This is a genomic window from Rhodococcus olei, assembly GCF_039540555.1.
In the GTDB taxonomy this organism is placed as follows: Bacteria; Actinomycetota; Actinomycetes; order Mycobacteriales; family Mycobacteriaceae; genus Rhodococcus_G; species Rhodococcus_G olei.
On sequence record NZ_BAABFB010000029.1, the window covers coordinates 600,340 to 619,814 of the forward strand.

Below are 19,475 nucleotides of genomic sequence, written 5' to 3' on the forward strand. Positions count from 1 at the left end.
GTGACGCCGGCCGACATCCCGGACCGCGCCACCGACACCTCTGCGGGCGTGCGCTTCCCGCTGTCCTCGGCGCAGCGGGCGACCTGGTTCGCGCAGCAACGCCGGCCTGCGGTACCGATCTCGATCGCGCAGTACGTGGAGTTGCGCGGCGACGTCGACGTCGACGTGTTGCGACGGGAAACCGGTGTGGTCGCGCGCGAGTTCCAGTCGCCGCTGCTCAGGGTGGTCGAGGAGAACGGCGAGCCGCTCCAGTACGTCGATCTCGCGACCGACCTTCCCCTGCCCGTCATCGACTTCCGTGCCGCCGACGACCCGGTCGCGGCCGCGCACGAGTGGATGCAGCGGGACTACCGGACCCCGCTCGACCTCGCCGTCGATCCGCTGGTCGAGACCTCGATCCTGCGCGTCGGGGAGTCACATCACCTGTGGTACAGCCGCATTCACCACGTCGCGCTCGACGGTCACGGCGCCATGACGATCATCAACCGCATCGCGCACCGGTACACGGCCGCGATGGCCGGTCGCGAACCCGATCCGCCCCGGGCTGCGACCGTGCACGAGCTGTACGACATCGACGCCCGCTACCGATCCTCGGACCGGTTCGCGGCGGACCGGGAGTACTGGGCGGGTCGCGCCGAGGGCGTCGAGGGGTCGACCCTGGCCGAGGACCCGACCCCCGCGCCCGCAGTCGCCGGGAGCACGGTCGAGAGCGCCCCGTTGTCGGAGGCGGCCGTCGCCGGACTCCGTCGCGGCGGGACGGGGGCCGCCGCGGCCGCGATCATCGCCGCGTTCGCCTGCCACCTGTCCCGTGTCACGGCGAAAACCACCGTGCTCGTGCAGGTTCCGATGTCGGGACGGACGACGTCGGTGCTGCGCGATGCGGGCGGCATGATGGTCACGGTTGCGCCGCTGTCCATCTCGGTCGACGAGAAGGACACCGTCGCGGACCTGGTGGCGCGCGTCCAGCGCGAGCTGGTCGGGGCGTTGCGCCATCAGCGGTGCGGACTCGACGACATCAGCCGCGACCTGGGTGCGGACCGCAGTGCGGCGCTCGCCGGACCGATGGTCAACGTCATGCGCTTCCACCAGGACATTCGGCTCGGCTCCGTGGTCGGCGACTTCCACATCCTCACATCCGGCCCGGTGGAGGATCTCCTGGTCAACGTGTACCCGAGTGGCCCCGAGCTCGTCGTCGACTTCCGGGCCAATCCGCACCGCTACGAGGGCGCCGCGCTGCGCGGGCAGCACCGGCGTTTCGTCGAACTGCTGGAGGAGTTCGTCGCCGCGGACCCGCGCGCCGTGCTCGCGACGATCCACCGGACCAGCGCCCGCGAAGGCGAGCGCCGACGCGTCCGGGCCCGCCGGCTCGCGTACTGGAGCGAACGGCTGTCGGGGCTGCCCGACCTGGTGACGCTGCCGTCCGACCGGGGCCGACCCGCGAGACAGTCACTGCGGGCGGGCCGGGTCGAGCTCGCGATCGGTGCGGACACCCATCGCCGCGTGGTCGCGCTGGCGGCCGGGCACGGCACGGACCGCTTCGCGGTGCTGCACGCCGCGTTCGTCATCCTGATGAGTCGCCTCGGGAACACCGCGGACGTCGCGGTCGGGACGCCGGTCGCGGTCGAGGACCGCACGGCCCCCGGTGGCGCCAGGAACCTCGTCGTGCTGCGCACCCGCGTCGAACCGGACATGTCCTTCACGGAACTCCTCGACCATGTTCGCCGCGCCGACGGGGAGGCGTTCGAACACAGCGACGTCCCGTTCGAGCAGTTGAGCCGGACGCTCCGGGTCGGTGATTCCCCCGCATTCGCCCCGATCGTCCAGGTGCTGTTCGAGTGCCCGGACGCGGACGGGGTCGGCCCGAGCACGGCGCCGTCCGGGCTCGGCCGATTCGACCTCCGGGCGACCGCCGTGGAGACGTTCGACGTCGACGGCCACCCGGCGGGCATCGCGGCGGCTCTCGGGTTCGCCACCGACCTGTTCGATTCCGCGACCGTGCGCAGCATGGGCGAGCGCTTCCGGCGGATCGTCACGACCGTCACCCTCGACCCGGGCATCGGCGTCGGCGAGATCGACCTTCTCTCGGAGGCCGAGCGAGCCGACCTCGTCCCGGTGGCCGGCGCGCCCGGACAACCGGACCGCACTCTGCCCGAACTGTTCGACCTGGCGGTCCGCGCGAATCCCGATGGTGTCGCACTCGCGTGGCGCGACGTCGAGATGACCTATCGCACACTGGACGAGCGCACGAATCGGCTGGCCCGCATGCTGGTCGACCGCGGCATCGGACCGGAGAACACCGTGGCGCTGGGCATCACGCGCTCGATCGAGTCGGTCGTGTCGATGCTGGCGGTGGCCAAGTCGGGTGCGGCCTTCGTTCCGGTCGACCCGAACTATCCGGCCGAGCGTATCGCGCACATGCTGGCCGATTCCGGATCCGTCCTGGGGCTGACGGTGTCCGCCGAGCGTCCGCGGCTGCCGGATTCGATTCCGTGGCTGGTCCTCGACGACGACCTCCGGCGCCGCGGTGACAGTCCGTCGGCGTCCGCCCTCACCGACGGCGAGCGGGTCCGGCCCCTGCGCCGGGACAATCCGGCCTACGTGATCTACACCTCCGGCTCCACGGGTCGGCCGAAGGGGGTCGTGGTCACCCACCGCGGCCTCGGCAGCCTCGCCGAGGAGCAGCGTTCCCGCTTCGGAACGACGAGAGGGTCACGGACCCTGCACTTCTCGACGCCGAGCTTCGACGCGTCGATCCTGGAGTACCTGCTGGCGTTCGGGGCCGCCGCAACGATGGTGATCGCCCCGGCCGGCGTCTACGGCGGGGAGGAACTGTCCCGGCTCCTGAAGCCGGAGCGGGTCACCCACGCGTTCGTCGCCACCGCGGCGCTCGGCTCGGTGGACCCGGGCGGGCTCACCGATCTCCGCGTCGTGGTGGTCGGCGGCGAGGCGTGTCCGCCGGACCTGGTCGAGCGGTGGGCTGCTCCGCACGTCCCGACCGCCGGAGAAGACGGCCGCCGACTCTGCAACGCGTACGGGCCGACCGAGGCGACCGTCGCGTCGAACATCAGTGCACCGATCGCGCCCGGCGGGGCCGTCACCCTGGGCGGTCCACTTCGCGGATTCCACGAGGTCGTCCTCGACGCCCGGCTGAATCCGGTACCGGCCGGCGTCGCCGGGGAGCTGTATCTCGCCGGGGACGCCCTGGCACGCGGGTATCACGGCAATCCGGGGTTGACGGCCGAACGGTTCGTGGCCGATCCCTTCGGCGGGCCCGGCGACCGGATGTACCGAACCGGCGACGTGGTCCGCTGGCGATCCGACCGCACACTGGAGTACCTGGGCCGCAGCGACTTCCAGGTGAAGGTCCGCGGCTTCCGGATCGAGCCAGGCGAGATCGACGCGGTCCTGCACGCCCATCCGCGCGTCCGGACCGCGGTGACCACGATGCGCACGGCCCCGTCCGGCGAGCCGGTGCTCGTGTCCTACGTCGTGCCCGGGGTCGGGCAGCGGCTCACGTCCGCCGAGGTGATCGAGCACGCCGTCGCCCGGTTGCCGGCGTACCTGGTGCCGTCCGCGGTCGTCGTTCTGGACGAGCTGCCGACGACACCGGCGGGGAAGGTCGATCGTCGGGCGTTGCCGTCCCCGGAGTTCCGGTCGGCCGGCGCGTATCGGGCTCCGGCGGATCCGGTGCAGCAGCTGGTCGCGGAGGTGTTCGGCGACGTCCTGGGTGTGGAGCGAATCGGTCGCCGCGACAACTTCTTCGACCTCGGCGGACATTCGCTGGGCGCGACGAGGGTGATCGCACGAGTGAACACCGCACTGGCCGTGGACCTGCACGTGCGGACGCTGTTCGAGGCGCCGACGGTGGAGGAGTTGGCCGCGCGGATCCAGCGCGCCGACGCGCGGAGCCCCGGCCACCCGAACCTGGTGGCGGTGGCGCGGCCGGACCGAGTTCCGCTCTCGCCCGCGCAGCAACGCATGTGGCTGGTCAATCAACTCGACACCACCTCACCGGCGTACAACATTCCGATGGCGGTCCGCCTGTCCGGGACGCTCCGGGAGGAGGCGCTCCGGGCGGCGGTACGCGACGTCGTCGACCGGCACGAATCGCTTCGCACCGTGTATCCGCCGTCGGCGGAGGGACCGCGTCAGGAGATCCTGGCTGCGGAGTCGGCGGTGCCGGACCTGACGCCGAGGGACGTCGACGGCGAGGACGAACTGCGCGCTCTGACGACCGAACTGGCCACCGCGGGGTTCGACGTGAGCGCGGAGGTGCCCCTCCGCGGGGCCCTGTTCCGGATCGGGGCCGACGACCACGTTCTCCTGCTGGTGGTTCACCACATCTCGGCGGACGGGTCATCGCTGGCACCGCTCGCCCACGACCTGACGGCCGCGTACTCCGCTCGGGTGCAGCACCGGACGCCGGACTGGCTTCCACTACCGGTGCAGTACGCCGACTTCAGCGTGTGGCAGCGTGCACTCCTGGGCAGTGACCGGGATCCCGACAGTCTCGTCGCGGCGCAACTGGAGTACTGGAAGGCGGCACTGTCCGGGCTCGCCGGCGTGCTGGATCTGCCCCTGGATCGTCCGAGGCCCGCGGAGCGCTCGTTGCGCGGTGGCACCGTCCGGTTCACCGTTCCCGCGGAACTGCATCGGGAGCTGCACGCGCTCGCGCACCGGCGCGGCGCCACGATGTTCATGGTCGTGCACGCGGCGCTCGCCGTGTTGTCGGCTCGGTTGAGCGGGTCCGCCGACATCGCGATCGGGACGCCGGTGGCGGGGCGGGGCGAGGAGGCGCTCGACTCCCTCGTCGGGATGTTCGTGAACACGCTCGTCCTGCGGACGACGGTGGAGCCGGCGGCGACGTTCGCCGAGGTGCTCGCCGGCGCCCGCGACACGGATCTGGCGGCGTTCGGTCACACCGACGTGCCGTTCGAGGACGTGGTGGACGCCGTCGTGGCCGACCGGGCGGCCGCGTATTCGCCGCTCTTCCAGGTGATGTTGGAGTTCGTGAACACCGAGAACCCCCGACTGGAGATGCCGGGACTCACGGCGGAGGTCGTGGCGATCGACACCGGTGTGTCCAAATTCGACCTCCAGTTGACGTTCGTCGAACGCTACGACGACGCGGGCGGCGCACAGGGGGCCTCGGCGGCGTTCACGTTCGCGTCGGACGTGTTCGACCGGTCGACCGTCGAGGGATTCGGGAAACGGATCGTCCGCATACTCGAGGCGGCCGTCGCGGAGCCGGATTCGCCGGTCGGTGACATCGGTCTGCTCGGTGTCGACGAGCGTGAGCTCGTGGTGGAACGGTGGAACGACACCACCCAGAACGTCCCGGCCGGGACGTTGGTGTCGATGCTCGAGTCCGGTACGGGGAACCCGGACGCGGTCGCGCTCACCTTCGAGGGTGAGTCGGTGACGTACGGTGATTTCGGGGCCCGGGTGAACCGTCTTGCGCGGCATCTGATCTCGGTGGGTGTCGGTCCGGAGTCGTTGGTCGCGGTGGCGATGCGGCGGTCGGTGGATCTGCTGGTGGCGATTCACGCGGTGGTCACGGCCGGTGGTGCGTACGTGCCGGTGGACCCGGACCAGCCGCGCGAGCGGGTCGGGCACATTCTCGACACCGCGGCGCCGGTGTGCGTGCTGACCACGTCGCGAGACGGTGTCGAGGTGGCGGGGGACAGGTCTGTCCTGCTCGTGGACGGGGTCGACGTGTCCGGGTATTCGGGTGCTCCGATCGGGGCGTCGGAGCGGCCGGCGGTGGTGCGTCCGGAGAACACGGCGTACGTGATCTTCACGTCGGGGTCGACGGGTCGTCCGAAGGGTGTGGCGGTGTCGCACGCGGCGATCGTGAATCGTCTGGTGTGGATGCAGGCCGAGTACGGGCTGGGCGCCGGTGATGTGGTGTTGCAGAAGACGCCGGTGACGTTCGACGTGTCGGTGTGGGAGTTGTTCTGGCCGTTGCAGGTGGGTGCGCGGTTGGTGGTCGCGGTGCCGGACGGGCATCGGGATCCGGCGTATCTGGCCGCGGTGATCGCCGGCGAGTGTGTGACGACGGCGCATTTCGTGCCGTCGATGCTGGCGGTGTTCGTGGCTGCTCTGGCGAGCGACGCGGCGGGGGATTCGGCGGAGCCGGCGTTGTCGTCGTTGGTGCGGGTGTTCGCGTCGGGTGAGGCGTTGCCCGCGGCGACGGCGGCGGCGCTGCGGGAGGTGTTGCCGGGCGCGCGGTTGCACAACCTGTACGGCCCGACGGAGGCGGCCGTGGACGTGACGTTCCACGAGGTGACCGTCGCCGACGAGGTGTCGGTGCCGATCGGTGCGCCGGTGTGGAACACGCGGGTGTTCGTGTTGGATGCGCGGTTGCGTCCGGTGCCGGTGGGTGTGCCGGGTGAGTTGTATCTGGCTGGTGTGCAGCTGGCCCGCGGGTACGTGGGGCGGGTGGATCTGACGTCGGATCGGTTCGTCGCGAACCCGTTCGCGGTCGGCGAGCGGATGTACCGGACCGGCGATCTGGTCGCCTGGAACCGGGACGGTGAGCTGGAGTATCTGGGCCGCACCGACTTCCAGGTCAAGCTGCGGGGTCTGCGGATCGAACTGGGGGAGATCGAGGCGGCGTTGCTCGCGCACGACGCGGTCGCGCAGGCGGTGGCCGTGCTGCGCCACGACGACCGGATCGGTGAGGCGCTGGTCGCGTATCTCGTGAGCGCGGACGGGGCGGTGGATCTCGAAGCACTGACGGCGTCGCTGCGCGCGCGCCTGCCCGAGTACATGGTGCCGTCGACGCTGACGGTGCTCGACGAGTTGCCGCGGACGGCGAGCGGCAAGCTGGACCGGACAGCGCTCCCCGAGCCCGACTTCCAGGGCACCGCGGTCGCACACGTGGCGCCCCGCACTCCGATCGAGGAGATCGTGGCCGCCGAGGTCGCCGACCTGCTCGCGGTCCGGCGGGTCGGTGTTCACGACGATTTCTTCACCCTCGGCGGGAACTCCCTGCTCGCCGCCCGGCTGGTGGCGCGCCTCAACGCTGCGCTCGCGAGCGAGGACGCGCCCGGGGACCGGATCGGCATCCGTGACGTGTTCGACGCCCCGACCGTGGCGGGGCTGGCGGCGCCGGCGCAGTCCGGGGACGAGCGGGAAACCCGACCGCCCCTGACGCGGAGGCAACGCGGTGCGGCCGTCCCCGTGTCGCCCGCCCAGCAGCGGATGTGGTTCGTCAACCAGTACGACACGTCCTCGTCCGCGTACAACGTCGCGTTCGCGTTCCGGCTGGACGGCCGAGTCGACGCGATCGCCCTGCGGGCGGCACTGACGGACGTGATCGACCGACACGAGGTCCTGCGCACCGTCTTCCCGCTCGCCGAGGGCGGACCACGCCAGGTGATCCGGCCCGCGGCGAGCGCGGTTCCCGGCCTCGAACCGATCGACGTGGCGGGTGAGGCCGAGCTCCACGACCACGCACTGCGCGTGCTGACCACCGGATTCGACCTGACGGAGCAGGTCCCGGTGCGCGCGTGTCTGCTCCGCCTCGACGAGGACGTTCATGTGCTCGCGGCGGTGGTGCATCACATCGCGGCCGACGGCTGGTCGATGGGTCCGCTGGCCCGCGACGTCATGGACGCGTACGTGTCGCGGGTGAACGGCTCGGCACCCGAATGGTCCCCGCTTCCGGTGCAGTACACCGACTACACGCTGTGGCAGCGCGACTGGCTGGGGTCGGAATCCGATGCGACGTCACCGGTGTCGAGGCAACTGGCCTACTGGACGGCCACGCTGTCGGATCTACCCGACGTGCTCGAGATACCCACCGACCGCCCCCGCCCCGCCGTGCGCTCGCGCCGAGGTGGTCACGTCGACTTCACGATCGGCGCCGAGTTGCACGCCGCGGTGGTGGCGCTGTCCCGGGAACACCGCGCGACGGTCTTCATGACGATGCACGCGGCGCTGGCGATCCTGTTGGCACGGTTGAGCGGTTCGGACGACATCGCGGTCGGGACGCCGATCGCCGGCCGCGGCACGCGGGAGCTCGACGAGCTGGTCGGAATGTTCGTGGGCACACTCGTCCTGCGCACCCGCATCGGCGGAGGGGACACGTTCGCCGAGGTGCTGGACCGCGCTCGGGAAACCGATCTGGGTGCCTTCACCCATGCGGACGTCCCGTTCGAGCGGGTCGTGGACGCCGTGCGCCCCACCCGGTCGACGGTGTATTCGCCGCTGTTCCAGGTGATGCTCGAGTTCCGGGACATCGCTCGTCCCACTCTGGAACTGCCGGACCTGCGGGTCCGGCACCTCGACCTCGAGATCGACACCCTCGAGTTCGACCTGCAGGTGACGCTGGCCGAGAACGTCGACTCGGCCGGCAACCCGGCCGGCATCGCCGCGCGCCTCGGCTACGCGACCGACATCCTCGACGAGGACACCGCCACGGCGTTCGCGACACGACTGCAGCGCATCCTCGAGTCGGTCGTCTCCGACCCCGCCGCCCCGGTCGGCGACCTCGACCTCCTCGACGACCGGGAACGCACCGAACTGGCCCCGGCGCGAGGCGGCCCCGCGGTGACACCCCGGACGCTCCCGGATCTGCTGGCGGCGGCGGTCGCGAACGATCCGGACGCCGTGGCATTGGTGTTCGACGGTCGCGAGATGAGCTATCGCGACCTCGACGATCGTTCGAACCGACTGGCCCGCATGCTGATCGAGCGCGGCGCCGGCCCGGAAGCCGTGGTCGCGTCGTACCTGCCACGGTCGGTCGACTCCGTCCTGGCCGACTGGGCGGTGGCCAAGTCGGGGGCCGCCTTCCTTCCGCTGGACCCGAATCATCCGGCGGCACGGATCGACCACATGCTCACCGATTCCGGTGCCGTGTGCGGGGTGGCGGTCGCGGCGCGCGGCGACCCGCTTCCCACGGCGGTGCCGTGGCTGGTGCTCGACGAACCCGACTTCGACGACCGGCTGTCGACGTACTCGGCGGCCGCGGTCGCCGACACCGACCGGTTGTCGACGATGCGGGTCGACAACCCGGCCTATCTGATCTACACCTCCGGGTCCACGGGCACGCCCAAGGGCGTGGTCACCACGCATCGTGGGCTGTCCGGCTTCGCCGCCCAGGAACGGGCGACATTCGGGGTGACGGCCGAATCGAGGACGCTGCACTTCGCGTCGCCGAGCTTCGACGCCGCCGTGCTCGAGCTGCTGCTGGCCGTCGGCGCCGCAGCCACGATGGTGATCGCACCGCCGACCGTGTACGGCGGCGCCGAGCTGACCCGGTTGCTCGAATCCGAGCGGATCACGCATTGCTTCGTCACGCCGGTGGCACTGGCATCGGCCGATCCCACCGGCCTGACCCATCTCGAGTGCGTCGTCACCGGCGGGGAGACGTGTCCCCCCGAACTGGTCGCTCGCTGGGCGGCACCCCACCGGCGGATGTTCAATGCGTACGGGCCGACCGAGGCGACGGTGGTGTCCAGCGTCAGCAGTGCACTGGTGCCGGGGGCTCCGGTCACCATCGGCACGCCCACGCTCGGCTTCGCGGAGGTCGTCCTCGACTCGCGACTGCAGCCGGTGCCGGTCGGCGTCGCGGGAGAGCTGTATCTCGCCGGGCCCGGTCTCGCCCGCGGCTACCACCGGCAGTTCCCGCTGACCGCCGCACATTTCGTCGCCGATCCGTTCGGCCCGCCGGGGAGCCGGATGTACCGCACCGGCGATCGGGCCCGTTGGACGGAGGGCGGGCGGCTGGTCCACCTCGGGCGCACCGATTCGCAGGTGAAGATCCGAGGATTCCGGATCGAACTCGGTGAGGTCGAATCGGCGCTGCGCGCCCACGACGGTGTGGCCCAGGCCGTGGTCGACGTGCGGAGCACCGGCGACGCCGGACACCGGTTGATCGGCTACCTCGTCCCCGAACCCGGGGCGTCGATCGATCCGCGCGAGGTCCTCGACTTCGTCGGTCGCCGGTTGGCGCCCTACATGGTCCCGGTGGCCCTGGTGACACTCGAGTCGCTACCCCGGACCGTGCACGGCAAGCTCGACCGCACAGCACTACCGGCACCCGACTTCGCCGCCGCGACGAACGGGAGCAGGCCGCCGCGCACCGAGATCGAACACCTCCTGGCGGGACTGTTCGGGCAGGTGCTCGGACTGGAATCGGTGGGCGTCGACGACTCGTTCTTCGCCCTCGGCGGCGACAGCATCATGTCGATACAGCTCGTGGCCCGAGCGAAAGCGGCGGGCGTGCTCCTCGCGCCCCGGGACGTGTTCGAGCGCCGCACCGTCGCCGGTCTCGCCGAGGTGGCGCGCGTCGACGCCGTCCCGGCGGTGACGCTCGACGAGTTGCCGGGCGGCGGCGTCGGCCCGATGCCGCTGACGCCGACCACGGCATGGCTGCTCGGGTGCAGCGACGGGCGGTTCGACAGGTTCACGCAGGCGCTGGTCCTGGCGGCACCGGCCGACCTCACCCACGAGATTCTCGTCCGGGCCGTCTCGGCGGTGGTGGACCGGCACGACATGCTCCGCGCGCGTCTGATCCCGGACGGTGCGGGGCGGTGGGACATGGACGTGCTGCCACCCGGCGCGGCCCCGGCGGACGCGCTCGTTCGCCGGGTTCCGGTCGACACCGTGGACGGCGCCGACTTCACCACGCGCGCGGCCGCCGAACTCGACTCCGCGGCCGGCCACCTGGACCCCACCGCCGCCGACATGCTGCGGGTGGTCTGGTTCGACGGCCCGAACGGCACCGGGCGCCTGCTGGTCGTGGCACACCACCTGGTGGTCGACGGTGTCTCCTGGCGCATTCTCGTCGCCGATCTCGCGGCGGCGTACGGCAGGCTCCAGGCCGGGCTGACACCCGACCTGCCGGCCGTCGGCACGTCGATGCGACGGTGGGCGCACGGCCTGCGTGACGCGGTGCGGCACCGGACCGGCGAACTCGAGCTGTGGGAAGGCATCCTCGACGGCCCGGATCCGCAGATCGGTTCGCGTCCACTGGATCCCGCGATCGACGTGGACGCCACCGCGGCGACCGTCACCGTCGTGGTGCCCTCCCGGGTGACCGGCGCCCTGCTCACCACGCTTCCGGCCGCGTTCCACGGCCGTGTCGGAGACGGGCTGCTCACCGCGCTGACGATGGCCCTGATCGCCTGGCGACGCGACCGGGGAATCGACGAGCCGAACGCCCTGATCACGCTCGAGGGGCACGGCCGCGAGGAGCACGCCCTCGCAACAGATGCCAGAGGCTTCGCCAGAGAAGGCCGCGCGGACCTGTCCCGCACCGTCGGCTGGTTCACCACGCTGTTCCCGGCGCGGCTGGACCTGGCCGGGATCGACGTCGACGACGCGATGGCTGGAGGTCCGGCGGCCGGACAGGCGGTCAAGGTCGTCAAGGAACAACTGCTGGCCATCCCGGATCACGGGATCGGCTACGGCATACTGCGCCACCTGGACGACGAGACGTCGGCGTCGCTACGCCGATTCCGTTCCCCGCAAATCAGTTTCAACTATCTGGGGCGCGTGACCACGACGGACGGAACGGACGCCTGGCTGCCGGTGGCCACCGGCGAGCACGGCACGGGCGGGGCTCGGCACGGCGTCGGTGCCGGCGGGGCTCGGCACGGCCTCGGTGGCACCCGGAACGCCGACATGCCGATCGTGTCCGTGCTCGACATCGACGCCGTCGTCGAGGACGGCCCCGAGGGGCCCCGTCTGCGCGCGTCGTTCGCCTATCCGACCGGGGTGCTCCGCGAAGACGAGGTCGCGGCGTTCGCGCAGTGGTGGCAGCGTGCGCTCGAGGCCCTGGCCACGTACACGTCCCGGCCGGGCGCGGGTGGGCTGACACCGTCCGATGTCCCGTTGGTGCCGGTCAGCCAGCGGCAGATCGAACGGTGGGAGAGCCGGTTCGCGGGGCTCGAGGACGTCTGGCCGCTGTCGCCGTTGCAGGAGGGGCTGCTGTTCCACGCCCGCATGGCCGCGCGGGCGGTGGACGTGTACACGGCGCAGCTGCGGATCGATCTCGAGGGTGCGGTCGACGCCGTGCGGTTGCGTGCCGCCGCGGCCGGGCTGCTGGCCCACCACCCGACTCTGCGGACCGCGTTCGTCCACGACGACGACGGCGCGCCCGCACAGCTCGTGCTCGACACGGTCGAGCCGCGGTGGCGGGAGGTGGATCTGACCGCGAACGGGCCGGCCGGGGACCGGGAACTCACCCGCATCCTCGACGAGGACCGCATCGCCCGCTTCGACCTCGACACGCCACCACTGGTGCGGATGACGCTGATTCGCACCGCCCCGACCGCCCGACGCCCCGCCCGAGGAGGCCCCGAGCGATTCGTGCTGGCGATCACGAATCACCACATCGTCCTCGACGGCTGGTCGATGCCGCTGCTGGTGCGGGAACTGCTGGGGCGCTACGCCGGTCGCGTCGACCCGGCGGGGCCGCCGTCGTACCGCACCTACCTGGAGTGGCTGGCGGGCCTCGACACCGACACGTCGGCTCGGGCCTGGCAACAGGCGCTCGACGGACTCGAGGAGCCGACGCTGCTGGCGCCGCGGGCGTCCGCGGCGGCCGGCGGTGTACCCGGCGAGGTCGACGTCCCGCTGCCGGACCCGGTGTGCGACGCCCTCGCCGCCGTGGCCGAGACCCACGGGGTCACCGTCAACACGATCGTGCAGGCGGCCTGGGGGGTGCTGCTGTCCCGGTTGCTCGCCCGCGACGACGTCGTCTTCGGTGCCACCGTCTCGGGCCGTCCGCCGCAACTCCCCGGTGTCGAGGGCATGCTCGGGTTGTTCGTCAACACCGTGCCGGTCCGGGTGCGGGTGGACCCGCACGAGACGTTCGCACGGATGCTCGTCCGCCTGCAGGCGGAGCAGGCGGCCCTGCTCGACCACCATCACCTCGGGCTCGGTGACATCCAGTCGCGGACGGGGCTGGGCACTCTGTTCGACACCCTGTCGGTGTTCGAGTCGTATCCCGTCGACACGTCCGGGCTGGGCGCGGACGCCGACCTCCCCGGGATTCGGGTGACCGGGCTCGACGCCCGGGACGCCACCCACTATCCGATCACGGTGCTGTCGACCCTCGAACCCCGCCTGCGGCTGAGCCTGCACCACCAGCCGGGCGTCGTCGACCGGGACACGGTCGCGGGCGTCGCCGAGCGGCTGGCCCGCATCCTGGGGTCGATCGCCGGTGACGTGGACGGCCCGGTCGGCGCGGTCGACCTGTTCGTGCCCGGTGAGCGGGAACTGGTCGTCGAGCGGTGGAACGTGACGGGGCACGCGGTGCCGGCGACGACACTGGCCGGGTCGGTCGATGCGCAGGCCGGACGCACACCGGACGCCGTCGCGGTGGTGTGCGGCGCGGAGGCGTTGTCCTACGCGGACTTCGCCGCGCGGGTGAATCGGTTGGCGCGGTACCTGATTGCGGTGGGGGTGGGTCCGGAGTCGTCGGTGGGCGTCGCGATGACACGGTCGGTGGACCTGCTGGTGGCGATCCACGCGGTGATCACGGCCGGTGGGGCGTACCTGCCGGTCGATCCGGCGCAGCCGGCCGACCGGGTCGGGTTCGTGCTGGCGACGGCGGCCCCGGTGTGTGTGCTGACCACGAGGGCGGACGGTGTCGCGCTGCCGGGAACGGTGCCGGTCGTCGAGGTCGACGCGCTGGACGTGTCCGGGTTCGATCCGGCGCCGGTCACCGACGCGGAGCGGCGGACGCCGCTGCGGCCGGGGAACGCGGCGTACGTGATCTTCACCTCCGGGTCGACCGGTCGGCCCAAGGGTGTCGTGGTGACACATGCCGCGATCGTGAACCGGCTGACGTGGATGCAGCACCAGTATCCGCTGACCGCGGACGACGTGGTGTTGCAGAAGACGCCGGTCACGTTCGACGTGTCGGTGTGGGAACTGTTCTGGCCGTTGCAGGTCGGTGCCCGGCTGGCGCTCGCGGAGCCCGGCGGGCACGGCGACCCGACCTACCTCGAGCGGGTGATCCGGGACCAGGCGGTCACCACGGTGCACTTCGTGCCGTCGATGCTGGAGGCGTTCCTGTCCGGGGCGGACGTGGGCGGGTGTGATTCGCTGCGCCGGGTGTTCGTCAGCGGTGAGGCGCTGGCGCCGGCGACGGCGGGGCGGCTGCGCGCGGCGTCGCGGGCGGAGCTGCACAACCTGTACGGGCCGACCGAGGCGGCGGTGGACGTGACGTTCCACGAGGTCACCAATGCGGACGGGGCAACCGTGCCGATCGGGACGCCGGTGTGGAACACCCGGGTGCTGGTGCTCGATGCGCGGCTGCGCCCGGTGCCGGTCGGGGTGGCGGGGGAGCTGTACCTCGCGGGTGCCCAGTTGGCGCGCGGGTACCGGGGCCGGGCGGATCTGACGGCGGAGCGGTTCGTCGCGAACCCGTTCGCGGACGGGGCGAGCGGAGCGACGGGGGGTGCAGCGGGGGAGCGGATGTACCGGACCGGGGACCTCGTCGCCTGGAACCGCGGCGGCGAGCTGGAGTACCTGGGGCGCACCGACTTCCAGGTGAAGCTGCGGGGCCAGCGGATCGAGCTGGGGGAGATCGAGGCGGTGGTCGAGCGCCACGAGGGCGTGGCGCGGGCGGTGGTGCTGCTCCGGTCCGGGCCGGGCGGCGACCGTCTGGCCGCATACGTGGTTCCCGAGCGCGGGGTGGACGGGCATCGGGCGGTCGTGGACGAGCGGGCCGTTCTCGACTTCGCGGCGACGGTGCTGCCGGGATACATGGTCCCGTCGGTGGCGCTCGTGCTCGACGACCTGCCGGTGACCGCGAACGGCAAACTCGACCGGGCGGCGTTGCCGGAACCGGAGCTCACCGCGCGGGCCTACCGCGCTCCGGCCACCGCCGCGGAGAAGGCGGTCGCGGACGCCTTCGCCGACGTCCTCGGTGTCGATCGCGTCGGTGCCGACGACAACTTCTTCGCCCGTGGCGGCGACTCGCTCGCCGCGACCCGGGCCGTGGCCCGGATCAGCGGTGCGCTGGACGCACCCGTGGCCCTCGCGACGTTGTTCGACGCGCCGGTGGTGTCCGACCTGGCCGCCCGGATCGAGCCGAGACCGACCACGGCCACGCCCGGCCCGGCGCTCGCCGCGAGGACACGGCCCGATCGGCTTCCGCTCTCACTCGCGCAGCAGCGCATGTGGTTCGTCAACCAGTTCGACACCTCGTCACCGGCCTACAACATTCCGGTCGCGCTGCGGCTGACCGGTGCCGTCGACCTGCCGGCGCTGCGGGCGGCACTCGGCGACGTCATCGCGCGGCACGAATCGCTGCGGACCGTGTTCCCCGGTTCCGTCGACGGGCCCCGGCAGGAGATCGTCGCGCCCACCGACGTCGACATCGACCCGGTTCCGGTGGCCGACCGGGACCTCCGGGACGCGCTCACCGCGTTCTTCGGCAGGGGATTCGATGTGGCGGAGGAACTTCCGATCCGGGTGCGGCTGCTGCGACCTGCTCCCGAGCGGCACGTTCTGGCCATCGCCCTGCACCACATCGCGGCCGACGGCTCGTCCACGACCCCGCTGGCCCGCGACCTGATGCACGCCTACCGCGCACGCGCGCGGGGCGGGGCCCCGGACTGGGTGCCGCTGCCCGTGCAGTACGCCGACTACAGTCTGTGGCAGCGGGAGGTTCTCGGCGCCGCGGAGCAGCCCGGGTCGATTCTCTCGGACCAGCTCGGCTACTGGGCCCGGACGCTGTCCGGCGTCCCGCAGGTGCTGCCGCTGCCCCTGGACCGACCCCGGCCCGTGCGCCGGTCCGTCCAGGGCGCCGTCGTCACGTTCGACCTCGCACCCTCCGCGCATCGCCGCCTGAGTGCCCTTGCACACCAGCGCAGTTCGACGCTGTTCATGGTGATGCACGCGGCGTTCGCGGTGCTGCTGGCCCGGGTGTCGGGATCCGGCGACGTGGTGGTGGGGACGCCGATCGCGGGCCGGGGACACCCCGCACTCGACGACGTGGTGGGCATGTTCGTCAACACGCTCGTGCTCCGCACCCCGGTCGCGGCGGGATCGTCGTTCGCGGACGTGCTCGACGACGTGCGCGCGGTGGACCTCGGCGCGTTCGCGCATGCGGACGTTCCGTTCGAGCGGCTGGTGGACGACCTCGCACCCGAGCGCTCCACCTCGCACACCCCCCTGTTCCAGGTGCTGCTCGAATTCCGCGGCGCCGCCGGGACTCACCTCGACCTGCCCGGCCTCGGCGTCGAGTCCCTCGACGTCGACCTCGACGTGGCGAAGTTCGACCTCCAGTTGAGTCTGGCGGAACGAGTCGACGAGCACGGGCTGCCGGCAGGGATGACCGCGGGCTTCCGCTACGCGACCGACGTGTTCGATCGTGTGTCGGTGGTGCGTCTCGCCGAACGTCTCGTGCGCGTCGTCGAGGCGGTGGCCGGGGACCCGACCATCGTGGTGGGAGACATCGACATCCTGCAGGCGCCCGAACGTGCCCTCGTGCTGGACTCCGGGTGTCGAGCCGGGCAGGACGTCGGGTCGCTGTCGTTGGTGGACCTGTTCGATCGGGTCTCGGCCGCGGACGGCGATGCCGTCGCGGTGCGCTGGGACGGTCGTTCGGTGACGTACCGGGAGCTCGACGAGCGGGCGAACCGACTCGCGAGGCTGTTGCTGGCGCGGGGCGTCGACGCGGAAACGCTGGTGGCCGTGGCCATGACGCCGTCGGTCGAGCTGGTCGTGGCGCTGCTGGCGGTGGTGAAGTCGGGGGCCGGCTACCTGCCGATGGACGTCACCTCACCGGCGGAGCGGCGGAGCTTCGTGCTGCGCGATGCGCGACCGCGCTGCGTGCTCACGAGGGCCGCCGACGCCCAGACCCTCCGGTTCGACGGGGTCCCGGTCGTCGTCGTGGACGACCCCGGGACCGTGGCCGCGGCGGCGCGGCGCTCGCCCCTGCCGGTGACCGACGCGGACCGCCGCAGTCCGCTGCACCCGGATTCGGTGGCGTACGTGATCTACACCTCGGGATCGACCGGGCGGCCGAAGGGGGTGCAGGTCTCGCACCGCAACGTCGTGACGTTGCTGGCGAACACCGGGCCGCTGTTCGGATTCGGGGTCACCGACGTGTGGACGATGTTCCATTCCGCCGCATTCGACTTCTCGGTGTGGGAGATGTGGGGCGCGTTCGCGCACGGCGGCCGGCTGGTGTTGGTGGACCACTTCACGGCGCGGTCGCCCGAGAAGTTCCTCGAACTCCTCCGCGACGAGCACGTCACCGTCGTCAGTCAGACCCCCACGGCATTCCACCAGTTGGCGGAGGCGGACCGCCGCGCCGGCGCTCCCGCCCTGTCCCTGCGGTACGTGGTCTTCGGTGGGGAGGCCCTCGACCTCGCGCGGCTGGAGCGCTGGTACGCGCATCGCCGCGACACCGCGCCGGTCCTGGTCAACATGTACGGCATCACCGAAACCGCCGTGCACGTCAGCCATCTGCCGCTCGACCGCGACCTGGCGGCGCACGAATCCGGGTCGCTGATCGGCCGCGGTCTGCCCGGGCTGCGCGTCCGGGTGCTCGACTCCCGACTGCACCCGGTGCCGCCGGGCGTGGTCGGGGAACTCTACGTCTCCGGTGCGCAGGTCTCGCGTGGATACCTCGACCGGCCCGCACTCACCTCCGCCCGGTTCGTCGCCGACCCCACCGCCGCGGGGTCGCGGATGTACCGGTCCGGCGACCTGGCCCGCTGGAACGGGCGCGGGCAGCTGGAGTACCTCGGCCGCAACGACCTCCAGGTGCAGGTGAAGGGCTATCGGATCGAACTCGGGGAGGTCGAGTCGGCGCTGCTCGCGTCCGCGGGGGTGGCGCAGTCGGCGGCCGCGGTACGGGGGGATCGTCTGGTCGGGTACGTGGTGCCGGAAGCCGGTGTCGCGCTCGATCCGGGGGAGGTCTCGGCCGCGGCGGCCGCGCGACTGGCGTCGTACATGGTGCCCGCGGCGGTCGTCGTCCTGGACGCGATGCCGCTCACTGTGAACGGCAAACTCGACCGGAAGGCGTTGCCCGAACCCGACTTCGGGCGGCTGGTGACCGCGAGCCGGGACCCGGCCACCGAGACCGAACGCATCCTCGCGGGCCTGTTCGCGCAGGTCCTCGGCGTCGACTCGGTGGGTGTCGGCGACTCGTTCTTCGCCCTCGGTGGCGATTCGATCATGTCCATCCAGCTGGTGACCCGCGCCAAGGCCGCCGGGGTGGTGATCTCGCCGCGCGAGGTGTTCGAGCGCAAGACCGTGGCGGGGTTGGCCGAGATCGCCGGGACGTCCGCCGAGACCGTCGTTCTCGACGAACTGCCGGGTGGCGGCGTCGGGGAGATTCCGTTGACCCCGGTCGTGCGGTGGATGCTCGACCGCGCATCCGGTGACGGCGTCGGGGCACCCGGTGGGGATGTCCGCCGGTACTCGCAGACCGCGCTGCTCGCGGTTCCCGACACGGTGGACGGCGAGACGCTGACGCGGGCGGTGCAGGCCCTGTTGGACCGGCACGACCTCCTGCGGGCGCGGCTGCACCGCACCCCCCACACCGAGTCGGGTTGGGCGATGGAGGTGCCGGCCGAGGGGTCGGTCTCGGCGGCCGCGGTGGTTCGGCGGGTCCCGGTGGACGCCACCGGATTCGCCGAGGTCGGGGCTCGGGAACTCGATGCGGCGCTGGGCCGGCTCGACCCCGAGTCGGGCGTGATGATCCAGGTGGTGTGGCTCGACACGGGCCGTCGCCCCGAGTCGATCGGCACACCGGCGAACCGGGTGCTGATCGTGGTCCACCACGTCGCGGTCGACGGGGTGTCCTGGCGGATCCTGATCCCCGACCTCGCCACGGCCTGCGCGCGGCTGCGGTCCGGTGCGCCGCCGGCCCTGGATCAGCCCGGCACGTCGATGCGCCGATGGGCGCACGCGCTCGCCGAGAACGCCCACGATCCCGGCCGCACCGCCGAGGTCGACCGGTGGCGCCGGATCCTGGACGGGCCGGACCCGGTGCTGGGGTCGCGCCCACCGGCCGCCACGGACACCGCCGAGGTCGTCGAGGCGGGGCTTCCCGTCGAGTTGACCGAGACGCTGCTGACGCGCGTGCCGCAGGCATTCCACGCCGACGTCGCAGACGTACTGCTGACGGCGCTGGCCATGGCGCTGATCCGATGGCGCCGACACCGGGGGATCGACCTGCCGGACGCACTGGTGAGCCTCGAGGGCCACGGACGCGAACAGCAGGTGGTGCCCGGGGCGGATCTCGCCCGCACGATCGGCTGGTTCACCACGATCCACCCGGTCCGGCTCGATCTGAGCGGCGTGGACCTCGACGACGCGTTCGCCGGGGGCCCGTCCGCGGGAGCCGCGCTCGCGGCGGTCAAGGAGCAGCGTCTCGCGGTGCCCGACCACGGCATCGGATTCGGGCTGCTGCGATACCTGAACAGCGAGACGGCCCGGGTTCTCGCGCCGCTCCCGGTGCCCCAGGTCGGCTTCAACTACCTCGGCAGGCTGGG

Annotated in this window: 1 protein-coding gene (running past one end of the window); it reads left to right on the forward strand. The window is 72.0% G+C overall.

The window, feature by feature from the left end:
* Positions 1 to 19,475, forward strand: partial view of a non-ribosomal peptide synthase/polyketide synthase gene (locus tag ABD951_RS09305; protein ID WP_345343847.1) — the 5' portion only. 7,558 nt of this gene lie beyond the right edge of the window; only the first 19,475 of its 27,033 coding nucleotides appear in the window; its start codon is at positions 1 to 3; the stop codon falls past the right edge of the window.